15 protein-coding genes and 1 pseudogene are annotated in these 16,673 nt (G+C 66.0%); 11 read left to right on the plus strand and 5 right to left on the minus strand.

The genetic code is table 11. The features are described 5' to 3' along the window. The first annotated feature begins 126 nt into the window (after positions 1-126). From ALII_RS0112530 to ALII_RS0112540, 3 genes are read left to right on the plus strand one after another with little or no spacing between them, the layout of a single operon-like run. Entirely contained in the window at positions 127-1,209 is a 1,083-nt protein-coding gene (locus tag ALII_RS0112530; RefSeq protein ID WP_024587651.1) for an ABC transporter permease, read from the plus strand. Further along, complete coding sequence (locus ALII_RS0112535) at positions 1,206-1,988, plus strand: ATP-binding cassette domain-containing protein (protein ID WP_024587652.1); 783 nt, start codon at positions 1,206-1,208, stop codon at positions 1,986-1,988. The genes ALII_RS0112530 and ALII_RS0112535 overlap by 4 nt, the downstream gene beginning before the upstream one ends. Before the next feature lie 4 nt (positions 1,989-1,992). Next, positions 1,993-2,943 (plus strand): carbohydrate kinase, encoded by a 951-nt coding sequence (locus tag ALII_RS0112540; protein WP_024587653.1) that lies wholly within the window; start codon positions 1,993-1,995, stop codon positions 2,941-2,943. Here ALII_RS0112540 and ALII_RS0112545 read toward each other — a convergent pair. Beyond that, entirely contained in the window at positions 2,940-3,554 is a 615-nt protein-coding gene (locus ALII_RS0112545) for a nucleoside/nucleotide kinase family protein (RefSeq protein ID WP_024587654.1), read from the minus strand. The two genes, ALII_RS0112540 and ALII_RS0112545, sit on opposite strands and share 4 nt — an antisense overlap. A gap of 36 nt (positions 3,555-3,590) precedes the next feature. Here ALII_RS0112545 and ALII_RS0112550 point away from each other — a divergent pair, with 36 nt between their 5' ends. From ALII_RS0112550 to ALII_RS0112560, 3 genes are all read left to right on the plus strand, one after another. Next, complete coding sequence (locus ALII_RS0112550; protein ID WP_024587655.1) at positions 3,591-4,283, plus strand: D-lyxose/D-mannose family sugar isomerase; 693 nt, start codon at positions 3,591-3,593, stop codon at positions 4,281-4,283. Between the two features lie 83 nt (positions 4,284-4,366). After that, on the plus strand, positions 4,367-5,824 hold the full coding sequence (locus ALII_RS0112555) for a TrkH family potassium uptake protein (RefSeq protein WP_024587656.1): 1,458 nt from the start codon (positions 4,367-4,369) through the stop codon (positions 5,822-5,824). Positions 5,825-5,905: 81 nt separating this feature from the next. Next, entirely contained in the window at positions 5,906-6,415 is a 510-nt protein-coding gene (locus ALII_RS0112560) for a Dps family protein (protein ID WP_024587657.1), read from the plus strand. A 40-nt stretch (positions 6,416-6,455) separates the two neighbouring features. Here ALII_RS0112560 and ALII_RS0112565 read toward each other — a convergent pair whose 3' ends face one another. Then, positions 6,456-7,847, minus strand: coding sequence for an AMP-binding protein (locus tag ALII_RS0112565; protein WP_024587658.1), 1,392 nt, complete (start codon positions 7,845-7,847; stop codon positions 6,456-6,458). Between the two features lie 130 nt (positions 7,848-7,977). Then, entirely contained in the window at positions 7,978-8,454 is a 477-nt protein-coding gene (locus ALII_RS0112570; RefSeq protein WP_029660487.1) for a copper chaperone PCu(A)C, read from the minus strand. Between the two features lie 469 nt (positions 8,455-8,923). Here ALII_RS0112570 and ALII_RS0112575 point away from each other — a divergent pair, with 469 nt between their 5' ends. From ALII_RS0112575 to ALII_RS0112585, 3 genes are read left to right on the plus strand one after another with little or no spacing between them, the layout of a single operon-like run. Continuing rightward, a complete protein-coding gene (locus ALII_RS0112575) occupies positions 8,924-10,012 on the plus strand; it encodes a methionine ABC transporter ATP-binding protein (RefSeq protein ID WP_161632263.1) in 1,089 nt (362 codons plus the stop codon). Then, entirely contained in the window at positions 10,002-10,667 is a 666-nt protein-coding gene (locus ALII_RS0112580; protein WP_024587661.1) for a methionine ABC transporter permease, read from the plus strand. The genes ALII_RS0112575 and ALII_RS0112580 overlap by 11 nt, the downstream gene beginning before the upstream one ends. A gap of 51 nt (positions 10,668-10,718) precedes the next feature. Continuing rightward, complete coding sequence (locus tag ALII_RS0112585; protein ID WP_024587662.1) at positions 10,719-11,498, plus strand: MetQ/NlpA family ABC transporter substrate-binding protein; 780 nt, start codon at positions 10,719-10,721, stop codon at positions 11,496-11,498. Positions 11,499-11,529: 31 nt separating this feature from the next. Here ALII_RS0112585 and ALII_RS0112590 read toward each other — a convergent pair whose 3' ends face one another. Further along, complete coding sequence (locus tag ALII_RS0112590; protein ID WP_024587663.1) at positions 11,530-12,372, minus strand: EamA family transporter; 843 nt, start codon at positions 12,370-12,372, stop codon at positions 11,530-11,532. Between the two features lie 160 nt (positions 12,373-12,532). On the opposite strand from ALII_RS0112590, the pseudogene ALII_RS21285 reads away from it, so the two are divergent. Beyond that, a pseudogene (locus ALII_RS21285) lies at positions 12,533-13,597 on the plus strand (dipeptidase). A gap of 160 nt (positions 13,598-13,757) precedes the next feature. Here ALII_RS21285 and ALII_RS0112600 read toward each other — a convergent pair. After that, entirely contained in the window at positions 13,758-15,035 is a 1,278-nt protein-coding gene (locus ALII_RS0112600; RefSeq protein WP_024587664.1) for a phospholipase D-like domain-containing protein, read from the minus strand. A 132-nt stretch (positions 15,036-15,167) separates the two neighbouring features. Between ALII_RS0112600 and ALII_RS0112605 the strand changes: the two genes are divergently transcribed. Beyond that, complete coding sequence (locus tag ALII_RS0112605; RefSeq protein ID WP_024587665.1) at positions 15,168-16,610, plus strand: phospholipase D-like domain-containing protein; 1,443 nt, start codon at positions 15,168-15,170, stop codon at positions 16,608-16,610. Positions 16,611-16,673: the final 63 nt, after the last annotated feature.

Genomic DNA, 16,673 nt, shown 5'->3' on the forward strand with positions numbered 1-16,673 from the left:
AGGGCCGGGCGACGCGGAAGTCGCATGTGCCATTTCCCCTCCCCCCGGTGCGGGGAGGGAAGCATCGCCGCTTTGACCGCGATGCCAATCAGGATCACACTCGCTTCGCTTTGGGAGGAAGCAGCCATGACCGACACAAGCGCCCTGCCCCCGCGCGGGCAGGAGTTCGAGGCGTCGCTGGACAAGAGCGACCGCTCCGTCGCCGCCTTCGAGGGACACGACAAGAACGTCATCGACCGGTTGCAGCATGCGCTTCATGCCAATCCGACGATGGTGCCGTTCATCGTGCTCGCCTTGAGCATCGTCGCCTTCGGCTTCATCGCCGGCGCGAATTTCTTCTCCGCCTTCAACCTGTCGCTGATCATGCAGCAGGTCTCGATCATCGGCATCCTTGCGGCAGCGCAGAGCCTCATCATCCTGACCGCCGGCATCGATCTGTCGGTCGGCGCGATCATGGTGCTGATGTCGGTCGTCGCCGGCAATCTCGCGGTTTCGATGGGCGTGCCCGCCCCGCTCGCCATCGGGCTCGGCATGGTCGGCGGCGCGGCCGCCGGCGCGCTCAACGGGCTGTTCGTCACGCGCTTCAAGCTACCGCCCTTCATCGTCACGCTCGGCACCTGGAACATCTTCTTCGCGCTGACGCTGTGGCTGTCCGGCGCGCAGTCGATCCGTAGCCAGGACATCGACGCGGCGGCGCCGCTCCTGAAATTCTTCGGCCAGAGCTTCCGCATCGGCGGCGCGCAATTTACCTATGGCTCGATCCTGATGGTGCTGATCTTCGCCGTCCTCTGGTACATGCTGAACCGCACCGCCTGGGGCCGGCACGTCTATGCCATCGGCGACGACAAGGAGGCGGCCGAACTTTCCGGCATCCGCACCAACCGCACGCTGCTCTCGGTCTATGCGCTCGCCGGCCTCGTCTGCGGCCTCGCCGCCTGGGCGTCAATCGGCCGCGTCGGCTCGGTCTCGCCGCAGTCTTTCCAGGAAGCGAACCTGCAATCGATCACCGCCGTGGTGATCGGCGGCATCTCGCTCTTCGGAGGGCGTGGCTCGATCATGGGGCCGCTGGTCGGCGCGCTGATCGTCGGTGTCTTCAACTCGGGTCTGCGCCTCGCCGGCGTCGACGTTCTCTGGCAGGTCTTCGCCATCGGCTGGCTTACCATCGTCGCCGTCGCCATCGACCAGTGGATCAGGAAGCTTTCGTCATGAGCACCCAGCCCGTTCTCTCCGCCCGCGGCCTCGTCAAACGCTATGGCCGCGTCACCGCCCTCGACCGTGCCGATTTCGACCTCTATCCGGGCGAAATCCTCGCCGTCATCGGCGACAACGGTGCCGGCAAATCCTCGATGATCAAGGCGATCTCGGGCGCGATCCGGCCGGACGAAGGCGAAATCCGCCTCGACGGGCAGATCGTGAATTTCAGCTCGCCGATGGAGGCGCGCGACGCCGGCATCGAGACGGTCTACCAGAACCTCGCTCTGTCGCCGGCTCTCTCGATCGCCGACAACATGTTCCTCGGCCGCGAGATCCGAAAGCCGGGCTTTCTGGGTCGGACCTTCCGGCTTCTCGACCGGCCCGCGATGGAGAAGATCGCCCGCGACAAGCTCTCCGAACTCGGCCTGATGACGATCCAGAACATCAGCCAGGCGGTGGAGACGCTGTCGGGCGGCCAGCGGCAGGGCGTGGCGGTGGCGCGGGCGGCGGCGTTCGGCTCCAAGGTCGTCATCATGGATGAGCCGACGGCGGCGCTCGGCGTCAAGGAATCGCGCCGCGTGCTCGAACTCATCCTCGACGTCAGGAAGCGCGGCATGCCGATCGTGCTCATCTCGCACAACATGCCGCATGTCTTCGAGGTCGCCGACCGCATACACGTCCATCGCCTCGGCCGGCGCCTCTGCGTCATCGACCCCAAGGAGCACACCATGTCGGATGCCGTCGCCTTCATGACAGGCGCGAAAGCGCCGCCGGAACTGGCCGAGGCGGCGTGACGCGATGATCCTGTGCTGCGGCGATGCACTGATCGACATGCTGCCCGTCGAGCTTGAGGGCGGGCAGCGCGGCTTTGCGCCCCATGCGGGAGGCGCGGTGTTCAACACCGCCATCGCGCTGGGGCGGCTCGGCGTCGAGACGGGCTTCTTCAACGGCCTGTCGACCGACCTCTTCGGCAGGATGCTGACCGACGAACTGAACGCGTCCGGCGTCGATTCCGCGCTCTCGCCGCGCAGCGCTCGCCCGACGACGCTCGCCTTCGTCACACTCGAGGACGGCCACGCAAGTTACCATTTCTACGACGAGGGAACCGCGAGCCGGATGCTCGAGCCCGCGGACTTGCCGAGGCTCGGCAATAATGTGCGCGCCCTGTTCTTCGGCGGGATCAGCCTCGTCGTCGAGCCCTGCGGCTCGGCCTTCGAGGACTTGATGGCGCGCGAAGGGAAGGCCCGCCTCGTCATGATCGACCCGAACATCCGTCCGGATTTCATCACCGACGAGAGAGCCTACCGCGCGCGGCTGACGCGCATGATGGCCGGCGCCGACATCGTCAAGTTGTCGGAAGAGGACCTTGCATGGCTCTCGCCCGACGCCGGCGCCTTCATCGACGAATTGCTTGCGACCGGCCCATCGATCGTGCTCGTCACCCACGGCGCGCGCGGGGCGACCGGGCACACCGCGCGCGGGACGATTTCGGTTTCGCCGCGGCCGGCGACCATCGTTGACACGGTCGGTGCCGGCGACGCCTTCAATGCCGGCTTTCTCGAAGCGCTGGAGGGGTTGGGCAGTCTCGACAAAGCTGCCGTCCGCACAATGGGCGACGGCGATCTGCGGCTTTGCCTCGACCGTGCGGCGGAGGTCGCGGCCGTCGCCGTCTCGCGCTCCGGCGCCAATCCTCCCTGGGCTTCGGACATCTCCGCGCCGGCCTGGCGGCGGGTCGCGGCAAGGGCCTAGAGCGCTTGCGGCCGCCAGAGAATATCGGCCGAGCCGCCCTGCGCCTGGACGAGATCGACATTGGGCATGTCGTTCGACGCGACCCAATGCGCCGCCTGTTCCTCGCTCCAGCCCAGATCCAGCCAGCGCCGCATCAGACGCTTTTCGAGTTCGGCGCGCGGCACGTCGATGAGCACCGTCACGTCGAAGAGCGGACGCAGCGCACTCCACGGCGCGGCGTCGAGCGTCAGATAGTTGCCCTCGACGATGACGAAACGCGCATCGCCCGCAATCCGCGCCGCGCCGGCCCGGGCGAGGTCGAGCGGGCGGTCGAAGACGGGCACGATGACGTCTTGGCCACCCCGGATGCGGTACAGGACGCTCTCCAGGCCTGCGACGTCGAACGTGTCCGGCGCGCCCTTGCGCTGGCGCCGGCCGAGTGTATCGAGGATCGCGTTGTCATAGTGAAATCCGTCGCCCTGAAGGATCGCCGCGTCGCCGAGCGCGTCCGCCAGAAGCTGCGACAGCGTCGACTTGCCGGCGCCGGGCGGCCCGGCGAGCGCTACGATGAAGCGGGCCGACCCTTGCGCCTTTTCGGCGATGACTTCCGCGATCTCCGATACGGACTGCATGGATGAACCTCTTGAATCGATTGTTGAGCTAAGCCGATGAAACGCTCTGAAATCAATGACATCATGAGCGAAGCCGATGAAATGATGCGTCGCTTTGGCTTCGTCCTGCCGCCCTTTGCCCGCTGGACACCGGACGAATTTCGAGCGCGGAGCGATGCGCAGGCGATTGTTGACGCGCGGCTCGGCTGGGACATCACCGACTATGGCGCGGGGCGGTTCGACGAGATGGGGCTGTTCCTGTTCACCTTGCGCAACGGCCGTCTCGCCGACCTGAAGCGCGGGGGCGGCATGTGCTACGCCGAAAAGCTGCTGATCTCGCGGCAGGACCAGTTGAGCCCGATGCACACGCATCGCCTGAAGGCGGAGGACATCATCAATCGCGGCGGCGCGACGCTGGTGGTCGAGTTGTTCGGTTCTGACGATGACGGCAATTTCGACGGAAAGCGCGGCGTCACCGTCGCCTGCGACGGCATCGCGCGCACACTTTCGGCCGGCGGCAAGCTCAAGCTCGCGCCGGGCGCGAGCGTGACGTTGATGCCCGGCGACTGGCACGCCTTCTGGGGCGAAGGCGGCGACGTGCTGATCGGCGAGGTCTCGACCGTCAACGACGATTTGACCGACAACATCTTCCGCGAGCCGATCGGCCGCTTCGCCACGATCGAGGAGGACGAGCCGCCGCTGCACCTTCTCGTCAGCGACTATCCGGCATGGCTTGTCCGCAATTCGTGATCGGCGCGGGCGACGGCGCGGCTGTTCAGGGTTGCTGTTCGGGCGTATAGCTCGCCGATCATTTTGTGTGGTTCGACAGCATCTTGAACACGCTCCATATTCGCGCCGTCACCTTCGTCGCGGCGATCTTTTCGGCCTATCTCGCCTTGTTCATGGCGCTCCCGGCGGTGGTCGACCTTTATGTCGGCAACCCGGACTGGCAGGTCTTCACGCTGTCCGGCCTTCTCGTGGGCGGCCTGTCGGCCGGCATCGCGCTCGCCACCTTCGGCACCCCGCCCCAGCTTTCGGCCCGCTTCGGCTTCCTCCTCGTCAACGTGCTCTGGGTCACGACGGCCATTGCCGGCGCCGTCCCGCTTTATGCGGCCTCGATCGGGCTCAGCGTGACCGATGCGATCTTCGAAAGCGTCTCGGCGCTGACGACGACCGGCTCGACCGTGATCGCGGGCCTGGATTCCCTGCCGCCGGGGCTGCTGCTCTGGCGCTCGCTCCTGCAATGGATCGGCGGCGTCGGGGTGATCGCGCTCGGGCTTTTCGTCCTGCCATTCCTCAATATCGGCGGCGTTTCATACCTGAAGATCGAGTCCTCCGATATCGGCGACCGGCCCTTCGCGCGCCTGTCGACCTATACGATCGCGCTTCTGGGCATCTACGGCGCGCTGACACTGGTCTGCGCGGTCGCCTATGCGGCCGCGGGCATGACCGCCTTCGACGCGATCAACCACTCGATGGCGACGCTGTCGACCGGCGGGTTCTCGACCCACGACGCCTCCTTCGGCACCTATGCCGACCGGCCGGCGATCCTGTGGGTTGGCACGATCTTCATGTTCGTCGGCGCCCTGCCCTTCTCGATCCTGATCCTGCTGGCGGTGCGTGGCCGCGTCGATCCGCTGGGCGACCCGCAGATCCGCGTCTTCGCAACTTATTGCGCGGGCTTCATACTCGCCGTCGCGATCTATCTGCGGGTGACCTCCGAAGTCGGCTTCGGCACGGCGCTGACCCATTCGGCCTTCAACTTCATCTCGATCATCACCACGACGGGATTTGCCAGCGGCGACTATTCGGCCTGGGGCCCGTTCGCCGTCGGCTGCGCCTTCGTCGCGACCTTCATGGGCGGCTGTTCGGGCTCGACCTCGGGCGGCATCAAGGCCTACCGCTTCTACATCCTCTACCAGCTTCTCGCGCGCGGCCTGAACAAGCTGATCTACCCGAATTCGGTCCAGTCGATCCGCTACGGCAAGCGCGTGATCGACGGCGACATGCAGCGCGCGACGACGCTCTTCGTCGCCGTCTTCCTCGTCCTTCTGTGCGTCGGCACGCTGCTCTTGACCCTGACGGGCCTCGACCTCGTCAGCGCCGTGACGGGCACCTTGACCGCGTTGACCAATGTCGGTCCCGGCCTCGGCGACATCATCGGCCCGGCCGGCAATTTCGTGCCGCTGTCCGATGCGGCAAAATGGGTGCTGATCGCCGCCATGCTGCTCGGCCGGCTCGAAATCCTCGCCGTTCTGGTCCTGATGTCGCCCGCCTTCTGGCGTCGGTAATCGGGAACATTTCACATTAGAGAATGTTCATGGAGCGAACGGCCGAACGGCCAACCGCCCAGCCAGAACAGGAGCATTCTCATGGCCAAAAGCGCCAAGGTTCTCGACACCAAGCCCCGTGACGTTGAGGTCAACACCGGCATCGACGCCAAGAGCCGCAAGGCGGTGGCCGAGAGCCTGTCGGCCATCCTCGCCGACACCTACGCGCTGCTCGTCAAGACGCACATCTATCACTGGAACGTCGTCGGTCCCCTCTTCCATTCTATCCACGTGATGACGGAGGAGCAGTACAACGACCTGTTCAAGGCGACGGACGAGCTTGCCGAGCGCATTCGCGCACTGGGCTACCGCGCGCCGGTCTCCGGCAATAAGGGCGCCGACATCGTCGTCGAACTCGGGGCGGAATCGAAGACCGCCCACGACATGGTCGCCGACCTGATCGACGGCCACGAGGCCGCCATCCGCAAGATGCGCGACGCCGCCGAACAGGCCGAGGAGGCTGAGGACTTCGTCTCGCACGACATGCTCGTCGGCCGCATGACCAATCACGAGAAGGTCGTCTGGATGCTGCGCGCGGTCGTCACCGAGTAGCAGCGGTCAAGCTGGCGGGCGAGCGATCGTCCGCCCGCTTTCAGCCTGCGATGTTCTGGATGATGAAGGCACGCTTGCCGTGCGCGCCGGACGTGATCGAGGCGACCTGCTCGATATTGAAGCGCAGGCGTCCGTCCGTTCGCCTTTCGAGCGCGTTCGCCAGCCGTTCCGCATTGCTCGCGCCGCCATTCGCCGCCGGCACAAAGCGGAGCGTCGCAACACCCGGCGAGCCCTGCGCGAACTGCCATTCGGCAAGCCCGCGCAGAAGCGTCACATCTTCCGGCACGAGGTCGGTGGCGACGATCTTGCCGCCATCGCCGGCAATCAGAAAATCCGGCTTGCGGCGCGGGGCGATGTCGCGAACCGTCAGCCGCCAACCGTTTTCGCGCGTCGCCGCCTCGACCAGCCGCGCCCGGTCGCCGGTATCGTAGCGGATGAAGGGCATGCCGGTGGAGATGAAGCCTGTGCCGAGCAATCGTCCTTCCGCCCCCGGTGTCGCGACAGGTTGCCCGGCATCGTCGACCAGTTCGGCGAGCCCGTAGAGCGGCTCGAACGTATAGACACCGGGCTCGCCCCGTCGTTCGACGGCAAAGGCGACCTTCTCGCTCATCCCGTAGAAGGGGACGACTTCCGCCTGCTGAAAGACCTTGGCGAAGAGATCGCGCTGGTGGGCGAAGACCGGCTCCGAAATCGGGAAGATACCGCGGACCGGATGGGCCAGCCGACGCCCGGCATTGTTGAGATGGCGTGCGAAAAGCTCGATCGCGGATGGATAGCCGTGGATGTAGGACACCCGGCGCCGCTCGATCTCGTCCGCCATCGCGGCTGCTTCAGCGGGCCCGAGCGGGAAGACGGCGAGGCGCAGTTCACCAAGCGCCGGGTCCCATTGATGGGACGCGTTCGCGTCGTCGAGGCGAAAGCCCCGCAGGACGGCACGCGCATCGCCCGGCCGGTAGCCCGCGCGGCCCCACGCCGTGGTGACGAAGGCAAATTCGCGCACGCTCCGGTCAGCGTCGATCAGGAACTCGAAGGGCGCCTCGGCATTGGAGCCGCTGGTGGTCGCCTGAATAAGCGCCGGCAACGCATCGACGCGCGCGGCGTCGCCCGCCTCGCGCATCATCTGCTTGGTCGTGATCGGCACGCTCGCCAGCGCCTCGAGCTCGAAGGTCGCGAAGGCGGCGGCGCCGAGAAGATTGCGCCAGAAGGCGCTACCTGCCGACGCCTTGGTAAGAAGCGCCTGCAACTGCGATTGCGCCCGGTCCACCGCGAAAGCCGGCTCGACTTCGGATCGCTTGATATCCCGCCGCCAGCGCTCGAAGGCCGGCCCGTATTTCAGGCTGCGCGGGACGAGCGCAACGAGCGGCGCCAGCCTGCGCCTGATCGGTGCGGGCGTGCTCGTATAGGCGCTGCGCGCGATGTCGACGATCCGCATGGTTCCGGGCTTTCAGTGCGACGCATTCTTCTCCACCCGAACGCATCACTGTGCCTGTTCGCCTCATCGCGCAATCGCAGCCTTAAGCAATGGTTAACGGACTCGGGTAGAGCGCGTCGACGTCTTGCCATCAATGGTTGTGGCCCGCATGCCCGCCCGGCCCGCCCATGCCTTCGACGGCGAATTCCACCTCGACTTCGCCTGCCTTTTCGAAGACCAGCGTGCCGGCGAAATTCTCGCCCTCGACGAGCTGCTTTTCGGGGCCCATGAACATGATGTGGAAGGAGCCGGGCTCGAGTTTCACCTCTTCGCCGGCCGGAATCTCGATGCCGTCGGCGAGCGGGCGCATCGTCATCACGCCATTGCCATCGACGGCCATCTCGTGGATTTCGGCCGAAGCGGCGAAGTCGCTGCGCACTTCGATCAGCCGGTCAGCCTCGGAGCCGTTGTTGGTGATGGAGGCGTAGCCGGCCGCCACCCGCGCGCCCTTAGGCGTCGCCCGCGACCACGGGTGGTCGATTGTCAGGTCGCCGGCGGCGAAGTCGTGCGCGAAGGCAGGCGCGGCCAAGAGGGCGCCGGCAAGGGCGATGTATCGGATGAACTTCATGCGCATCTCTCCTGAATGTGCTGGCGGTGGTTGTAACATTGGGGGAAGCGGATTTCCTGTGTGGCAAAACGCGCGGGTGGATAGGGCAGCGCGAGGCTACCCCCACCCCTTACCCCTCCCCACAAGGAGGAGGGGGTCGCCGACGTCGCACATTCTCTTCCGCCTGGAGCTTGGTTGAAAAAGGAACGCGGCGCTCACGTCCCCTCCTCCTTGTGGGGAGGGGTATGGGGTGGGGGTCGCCTTCGCCCAACCCCCGAAATCCTTTTCCCGCCAACCCGCCAAACTTGGAATGCAAATTCTCTACACTGCGTCCCGAATTTGCGCATTGTCGCGGCCGGAATGAAGGCGTAGTCACCGCGCCATGAAGACCAGCAATGAGACGACGACTGCGGCTTTTGGGAGGAAGCTGGCGGCTCGGAAAGGCAGCAACGATGAACTCCCCGCGACCGGCAGGATGGCCGGCATGAACATGGCGCCCCGCAATTTGAAGGCCGGCGAGGCCGCATCGCAGGATGCTATCGTCCGCTTCGAATCCGTCTCCAAGAGCTTCCCGGCCGGCCGCGCCTCGGGCGAGGTCATCGCGCTCGACGACATCGACCTCGCCGCCCCTCGCGGTTCGATCACCGCGATCATCGGCCGTTCCGGCGCCGGCAAGTCGACGCTGATCCGCCTCGTCAACGGCCTCGAAAAGCCCTCCTCCGGCAAGGTGCTCGTCGACGGGACGGACATCGCGCCGCTCGGCGAAAAGGCTTTACGCGAGACGCGCCGGCAGATCGGCATGATCTTCCAGCACTTCAATCTCCTCTCCTCGCGCACCGTCTACGACAACGTCGCGCTGCCGCTGGAGATCGCCGGCGTCGCCGCCAGGGAGATCGAGGCGCGCGTGACGCCGCTGCTCGACCTCGTCGGCCTTGCCGACAAGCGCAACCGCTACCCCTCCGAACTCTCCGGCGGCCAGAAGCAGCGCGTCGGCATCGCCCGCGCGATCGCCATGCAGCCGAAGCTGCTGCTGTCGGACGAGGCGACCTCGGCGCTCGATCCGGAAACGACGCTCTCCGTGCTGGCGCTCCTGCGCCGCATCAACCAGGAACTCGGCCTGACGATCATCCTCATCACCCACGAGATGGAAGTGGTGAAGTCGATCGCCGACCATGTCGCGGTAATCGAACAGGGCCGGATCGTCGAGAGCGGCACGACCTTCGACGTCTTCACCCGCCCTGAACACGAGACGACCAAGGCGCTGCTCGCCGGCATTCCCGGCATGACGCTGCCGGAATTTGTCGCCTCACGGATCAGGCCCGAGCCGTCACCCGGCAGCGAGGCGGTGCTGCGCATCGTCTTCACCGGCACCCACGCCACCGACCCGGTGCTCTCGCGCCTGTCGAAGGAACTCGGCCTCGAGGTCAACATCCTCGGCGGCGCGGTCGACGAGATCGCCGGCCGGCCCTTTGGCACGCTGATCGTCTCGTTCAAGGGCGACGACGCCAAGATCGCCGAGACCCGCGCCTTCCTCGCCGGGCTCGGACTCACCACGGAGGTGCTCGGCCATGTCGCCTGATATCGCCTGGCTCATCGTCCGCGCCACCGGACAGACGCTGCACATGGTCTCGGTCGCCGCCCTCATCGGGTCGCTGATCGGCATCCCGCTCGGCGTGTTCCTCGCCACCTCGGGACGCGGCGAACTCTTCCACGCGCCGATGACGAACCGCGTCCTCGGCGCGATCGTCAATGCCACGCGCTCGACGCCCTTCATCATCCTCGTCGTCGCGATCATCCCCTTCACCCGGCTCGTCGCGGGCACGTCGATCGGCACCACGGCGGCCATCGTGCCGCTGACGCTGGCGACGATCCCCTTCGTCGCGCGGTTGGTGGAATCGGCGATCCGCGAGGTTGATCCCGGCCTGATCGAGACCGCACGCGCCATGGGCGCATCACCTTTCCAGATCGTCTGGAAGGTGCTGCTCGCCGAAGCCCGCCCCGGCATCACGCTGGCGCTGACGCTGACCGTCGTCAGCCTGATCGGCTATTCGGCCATGGTCGGCGCGGTCGGCGGCGGGGGCCTCGGCGACCTTGGCATCCGCTACGGCTACCAGCGTTTCATGCCCGACGTGATGCTCGCGGTCGTGGTCGTGCTGATCGTGCTCGTGCAGCTCGTGCAATCGGCCGGCGACCGCCTCGCCCGCCATTTCGACAAGCGCGCCCGCCCCAGATAATTGGCAATGCGTTGAATCAATCCATCTGATCCCAAACGGAGACACTTGAAAATGTTGAAGAAACTCGCACTTGGCACGGCGTTCGCCGCCCTCCTTGCCGGTTCTGCCTTCGCGCAGGAGATCAAGATCGGCGTCACGCCCGGACCGCACGCGCAGATCATGGAGAAGGTGAAGGAAATCGCCGCCGTCGACGGGCTCGAGATCGAAATCCTCGAATTCTCCGACTATGTCGTGCCGAACCAGGCGCTGAACGACGGCGAACTCCAGGCCAACTCGTTCCAGCACAAGCCCTATCTCGACAACCAGGTCCGCGACCGCGGCTTCGAGATTGTCGACGTCGCCTACACGGTCAACTTCCCGATGGGCATCTATTCGGAGAAGCACGAAAGCTTCGAGGCACTGCCGGACGGCGCGACCATCGGCATCCCGAACGACCCGACCAATGGCGGCCGCGCGCTGCTCGTCGTCGCGGACTCGGGCGCGATCACGCTCGACCCCGACAAGGGCCTGAACGTCACCATCGCCGACATCACCGAGAACCCGAAGAACTTCAACTTCGTCGAACTCGACGCCGCCCAGCTTCCGCGCTCGCTCGCCGACACCGATGCGTCGGCGATCAACACCAACTACGCGCTCGAAGCCGGCCTCGATCCGGCCAACGACCCGATCCTGAAGGAAGGCGCCAAGGCGCCCTACGTCAATCTGATCGCGGTCAACACCGCCGACAAGGATGCCGAGTGGGTCGCCAAGCTGGTCGCGGCCTACCACAATGACGAGGTCAAGGCCTTCGTCGACGAGACCTTCAAGGGTTCGGTTCTCACGGCCTGGTAAGTCTCTGGAAGGGCGGCGAAAGCCGCCCTTTTCACATCCTCATCAGAACCAGGCCGGCGATGACGATGAGGATGGCGAGAACACGCTGCGCCTTGATCTTCTCGCCGAGGAACAGGACGCCAATGATGACCGCGAAGACGACGCTCGTCTCGCGCAGCGCCGCCACCAGCGCGATCGGCGCGACGGTGAAGCCCCAGATCGCGATCCAGTAGGCGCCGAGCGACAGCGCGCCGGCGATGAAGCCCGCCTTCCAGTTCTGCGCGATCATGCGCCCGGTCGCCCGGCCCTGCCGCCAGAAGGCCCAGGCCATGAGCGGGATGCCGTCGAGGACGAAGAGCCACAGCACATAGGTGTGCGGATCGCCCGCCGCCCGCGCCCCGATGCCGTCCGACAGCGTGTAGCCGGTGATGAAGACGGCGGTGATCAGCGCGAAGACCAACCCGCGCGGCGAGGCCCTCAGCGCCTTCACGCCGCCGTCGAGCGACAGCGTCACGATGCCGAGCCCGAGCACGACGATGCCGATCGTGGCGAAGGGCGTCAGGTCTTCACCCAGCAGCAGGATGCTGGCGGCGAGTGTCAGCATCGGCGCCGAACCGCGCGCCAGCGGATAGATCTGCCCGAGTTCGCCATGCGCATAGGCATTGGCGAGGAAGACGTTGTAGCCGAGATGAAGGCAGACCGAGAGCGCCAGCCACGGCCATGCTTCAGTGCGGGGAAAGTCGACGAAGAACAGCCCCGGCAGCGCGATCAGCGCACTCATCGCGGCCAGCATCGTCATCAGCGCGATGCGGTCGCCGCGAAAGCGCAGGACGGCGTTCCAGCCCGCATGCATCAGGGCCGAGGCAAGGACGATGGCGATGACGGTGAGGCTCATGGGTCCCGCACTATAGCCGGCGAAGGAAAAGGACAATCGGCCCGCTTGGCCCAAAGCACGCCACGCCCCTAGTCCAGATGGCAATGTCGCGATTGCCTCGCAGTCTATATGCTTTACTGCGAATCCAATGACTTGCGACCAGAAGGCGAATCGATCCCTGATGCAGAAACCGACCCCAATCTTCGACGGCCACAACGACACGCTGCTGCGGCTTCACCTGAGGAAGAGCGCCGATCCGGTGTCCGATTTCCTGAATGGCGGCGTCGGCGGCCATATCGACCTGCCGCGCGCGCTGGAAGGCGGCTTGCGCGCAGGGCTCTTCGCGATCTTCATCCCCTCGCCTGGCAAGGCGGCCGATGTCGAGGCGATCATGAGTCAGCCGACCTATGACGCGCCCCTGCCCGACCGCTGCACCGCGGATGCCGCGCTGGCCGAGACGATGGCGATGGCGGCGCTGCTGTTGCGCATCGAGGCGAGGTCCGAAGGCCGGCTGAAAGTCTGCCGCACGGCAGCGGAAATCTCAGCCACGGTCGGCGCCGGCAATTTCGCGGCCGTGCTTCACATCGAAGGCGCCGAGGCGATCAACGCGGATTTCAACAATCTCGACGTGCTCCACGCCGCCGGCCTGCGCTCGCTCGGCCCGGTCTGGAGCCGGCCGAACATCTTCGGCCACGGTGTGCCCTTCCGCTTTCCCTCGACGCCCGACACCGGCCCCGGCCTCACCGATCTCGGCCGTGAGCTCGTTCGCCGCTGCAACGCGCTGCGGATCGCCTTCGACCTTTCCCACATCACCGAAAAAGGCTTCTGGGATGTCGCGGAACTGACCGACGCGCCGCTCATCGCCTCCCATTCCAACGCCCATGCGGTGACGCCTCACGCACGCAATCTGACCGACGACCAGTTGAAGGCGATCGGCGAGACGAAGGGCATCGCCGGGCTGAACTAGGCCACCGCCTTCCTGCGCACCGACGGCCGCATGCGCCCCGACACGCCGTTCGAGATCATGCTGCGGCACATCGACCACATGGTCGAGAACGCGGGCATCGATTCGGTCGGCCTCGGCTCGGATTTCGACGGCGCGATGGTCCCGCAGGTGCTCGGCGATGCTGCGGGACTGCCGAAGCTGGTCGATGCCATGCACGCGCATGGCTATGGCGCGGCGGAGATCGAGAAGCTGTGCTTCGGCAACTGGCTGCGCGTGTTGAAGGAGACCTGGGGCGGTTAGCAACTTCGAACCCGCGCCCCCTCCACCGCCTGCGGCGGCCCCCTCCCCCGCTTCGCTGGGGAGGAACAAGATCGCGGCCGTCCATGACGGTCGATCCTCCCTGCGAAGCGGGGGAGGTGCCGAGCGAATGCGAGGCGGAGGGGGCGCTCCGGCGCTGAGCTCAAAGCTGCGTCCGAAACCAGCTCGCCGCCCAGTCCTTGGTCTTCTCCCACATCCCCCGGTTCCGCCATTCCTCCAGCGTCACCTCGTCCGACAGCGCGAGATCGGCGTCGAACACGTCGATCTGCGTCTGCGCGAAGGTCTCGTCATAGACGTTGAGGTTGGACTCGTCGTTCAGGCGGAAGGAGCGTTCGTCGAGATTGGTCGAGCCGATGGTCGACCAGTAGCGGTCGATGATGAGCACTTTCGGGTGATACATCGTCGGCTGATATTCGTGGATGCGCACGCCCGCTTCGAGCAATTCGCCCCAGAAATGGCGTGAGCCGTGGCGCACGATCGGAACGTCGGTGAGCGCGCTCGGCACGATGATGTCGACCTCGACGCCCCGCGCCCGCGCCTCGACCAGTTGCGCGATCGAGACGTCGTCCGGCACGAAATAGGCCATGGCGATGCGAATGTGCTCGGTCGCGCCGGCCATCGCCATCAAGAGCATCTGGTGCATGGATTTCGAGCCGCCGCTGGGGGACGACTTGACGTGCTGCGCCAGAAGTTCGCCGGCGGGCTCCAGTTCGGGATAGAAGGCGTCGCCCTGCAGCACCTCGCCGGTCGCTTCCAGCCAGTTTTCCGCGAAGGCGCCCTGCATGTCCGCGACCACCGGGCCCTCGACGCTGTAGTGATTGTCGCGCCATTCGGCCGGATTGCGCGCGTCGCCCAGCCACTCGTCGCCGATGCCGACGCCGCCGGTGAAGCCGATCCGGCCGTCGACGATCAGGAGCTTGCGGTGGGTGCGGTAGTTGACGCGGTCGAGCGTGTACCAGCGCACCGGGCGGAAACGCTCGAAGACGACGCCCGCATCGGTCATGATAGAGATGATGTCTTCATCGAACGGCAGGCTGCCGACCGCGTCGACCAGCACCCGCACCGGCACGCCCTCGCGCGACTTGGCGGCAAGCGCATTGGCAAATCTCAGCGCGATCTCGCCCGACCAGTAAATGTAGGTTTCGAAATTGATGCTGGTCTCGGCCGCCTCGATGGCTTCCAGCATCGGCGGGAAGATTTCCTCGCCATTGACCAGCGTCTGGATCGCATGCCCGCCCGCGATGTTGCCGTCGAAGACCGAGTGCATGGTGCGCAGGAAGGCCGGGTCGGAGACGGAGACGACATGCGGCACCGGCCGCCGAATGTCCGTTTCGTCCGGCATCAGGTTGACGCCAAGCAGGCTCAGCGCCGCCGTGGCGACCAGAAATGCGCCGATCTTGAGTGCAAATCGCCAGTCCATCGAACCCCCGCGCCGTCCCTTCCCCGCTTGTGCCATCATGCGGCATCGGTTGACAGCGCGAAATGCGGCATGGTCCACCGGATGGATCGACTGGCGCATTCCGGCGTTTGTCGGAACTGACCAAAGGCAACGATGTACGCGACCCTCCAGGAATACTGGCCCTACATCCTGTTCGTCCTCGGCCTCGCCTTCGGGATTCCGGCGGCGATCCATGCCGCGATGACGAAGGACGACGTGCGCGCGGCGATCGGCTGGGTCGGAATCATCCTTTTGTCGCCGATCCTCGGCGCGGCGATCTACGCCATTGCCGGCATCAACCGCATCCGTCGCGAGACGATCGGGAAGATGAAGTCGAGCGCCGAAGTGCAGGCGGCCGCCGGCGTCGAATCCGGCATGGCCTTCGAGGCGATCCACGCCGAGCCGCGCTTCCAGGCGATCAAGACGCTCGGCGACCGCGTCTCGCCCTTCTGGCTGACCGCCGGCAACGAGGTCGAGAAGCTTCACGGCGGCGACGAGACCTATCCGGCGATGATCGCCGAAATCGACGCGGCAAAGCGCTTCGTCGTAATGTCGAGCTACATCTTCGACAATGACGCGGCGGGCCGGCGGGTCGCCGATGCGCTGGTGCGCGCGCGCAAGCGCGGGGTCGAGGTGCGGGTGCTGATCGACGCGGTCGGCGCGCGATATTCGCGGCCCTCGATCCGCCAGCAGCTTCGCGACGGAGCAGTGCCGAACCGGCTCTTCCTCGGCAACATCATCGGCTTTCGGCTGCCCTATGCGAATTTGCGCAATCACCGCAAGATCATGGTCGTCGACGGCCGCGTCGGCTTCACCGGCGGCATGAACATTCGCGAAGGCTTCGTCACCTCGCCGGAAAACCGCGAGCCGCATCGCGACCTCCATTTCCGCGTCACCGGCCCGGTCGTCTCGCAGTTCTTCGCGGTCTTCGCGGACGACTGGTTCTTCGTCGCGAAGGAACGGCTCGACGGCCAGGTCTGGCGCTCGGCGACGCCCGCGCTCACCGGTTCGTCCATCGCCCGGGTGATCTTCTCTGGACCTGACACGCGGCTCGACGCCACCCATGCGATGGTGATGGGCGCGGCGGCCGTCGCCCGCCGCCGGCTGATGATCGCCTCGCCCTATTTCCTGCCCGACCTCCAGATCGTCGGTGCGCTCGCCTCGGCCGCACGGCGCGGCGTCGAGGTCGACATCGTCATCCCCGCCGCCAACAATCTGCGCCTCGTCGACTATGCGATGACGGCGCAGCTCGACCAGGTGATCGGGCCGGGCTGCCGGGTCTGGCGTTCGGACGGTCCGTTCGACCATTCGAAACTCCTGACCGTCGACGGCACCTGGTCGCTGATCGGCTCGTCCAACATGGACACGCGCTCGCTGCGGCTGAACTTCGAGTTCGACGTCGAAATCTTCGACCGCGACTTCGCCGCCGATATCGAGGCACACCTGAAGCGCCGCATCGACGGCGGGCAGGAGGAGACGCTGGCGACGCTGACCGGCCGGCCCTTCCTCAAGCGCCTGCGCAACCGGATCGTCTGGCTGGCGTCGCCCTATCTGTGAGGTAAACCGATCGTGACGCCGTCGCCCGCCGGATCGTCGTATTTGCAACGGATCAATGCGAAT

The organism is Aliihoeflea sp. 2WW (assembly GCF_000497755.1).
Classification (GTDB): Bacteria; Pseudomonadota; Alphaproteobacteria; order Rhizobiales; family Rhizobiaceae; genus Aliihoeflea.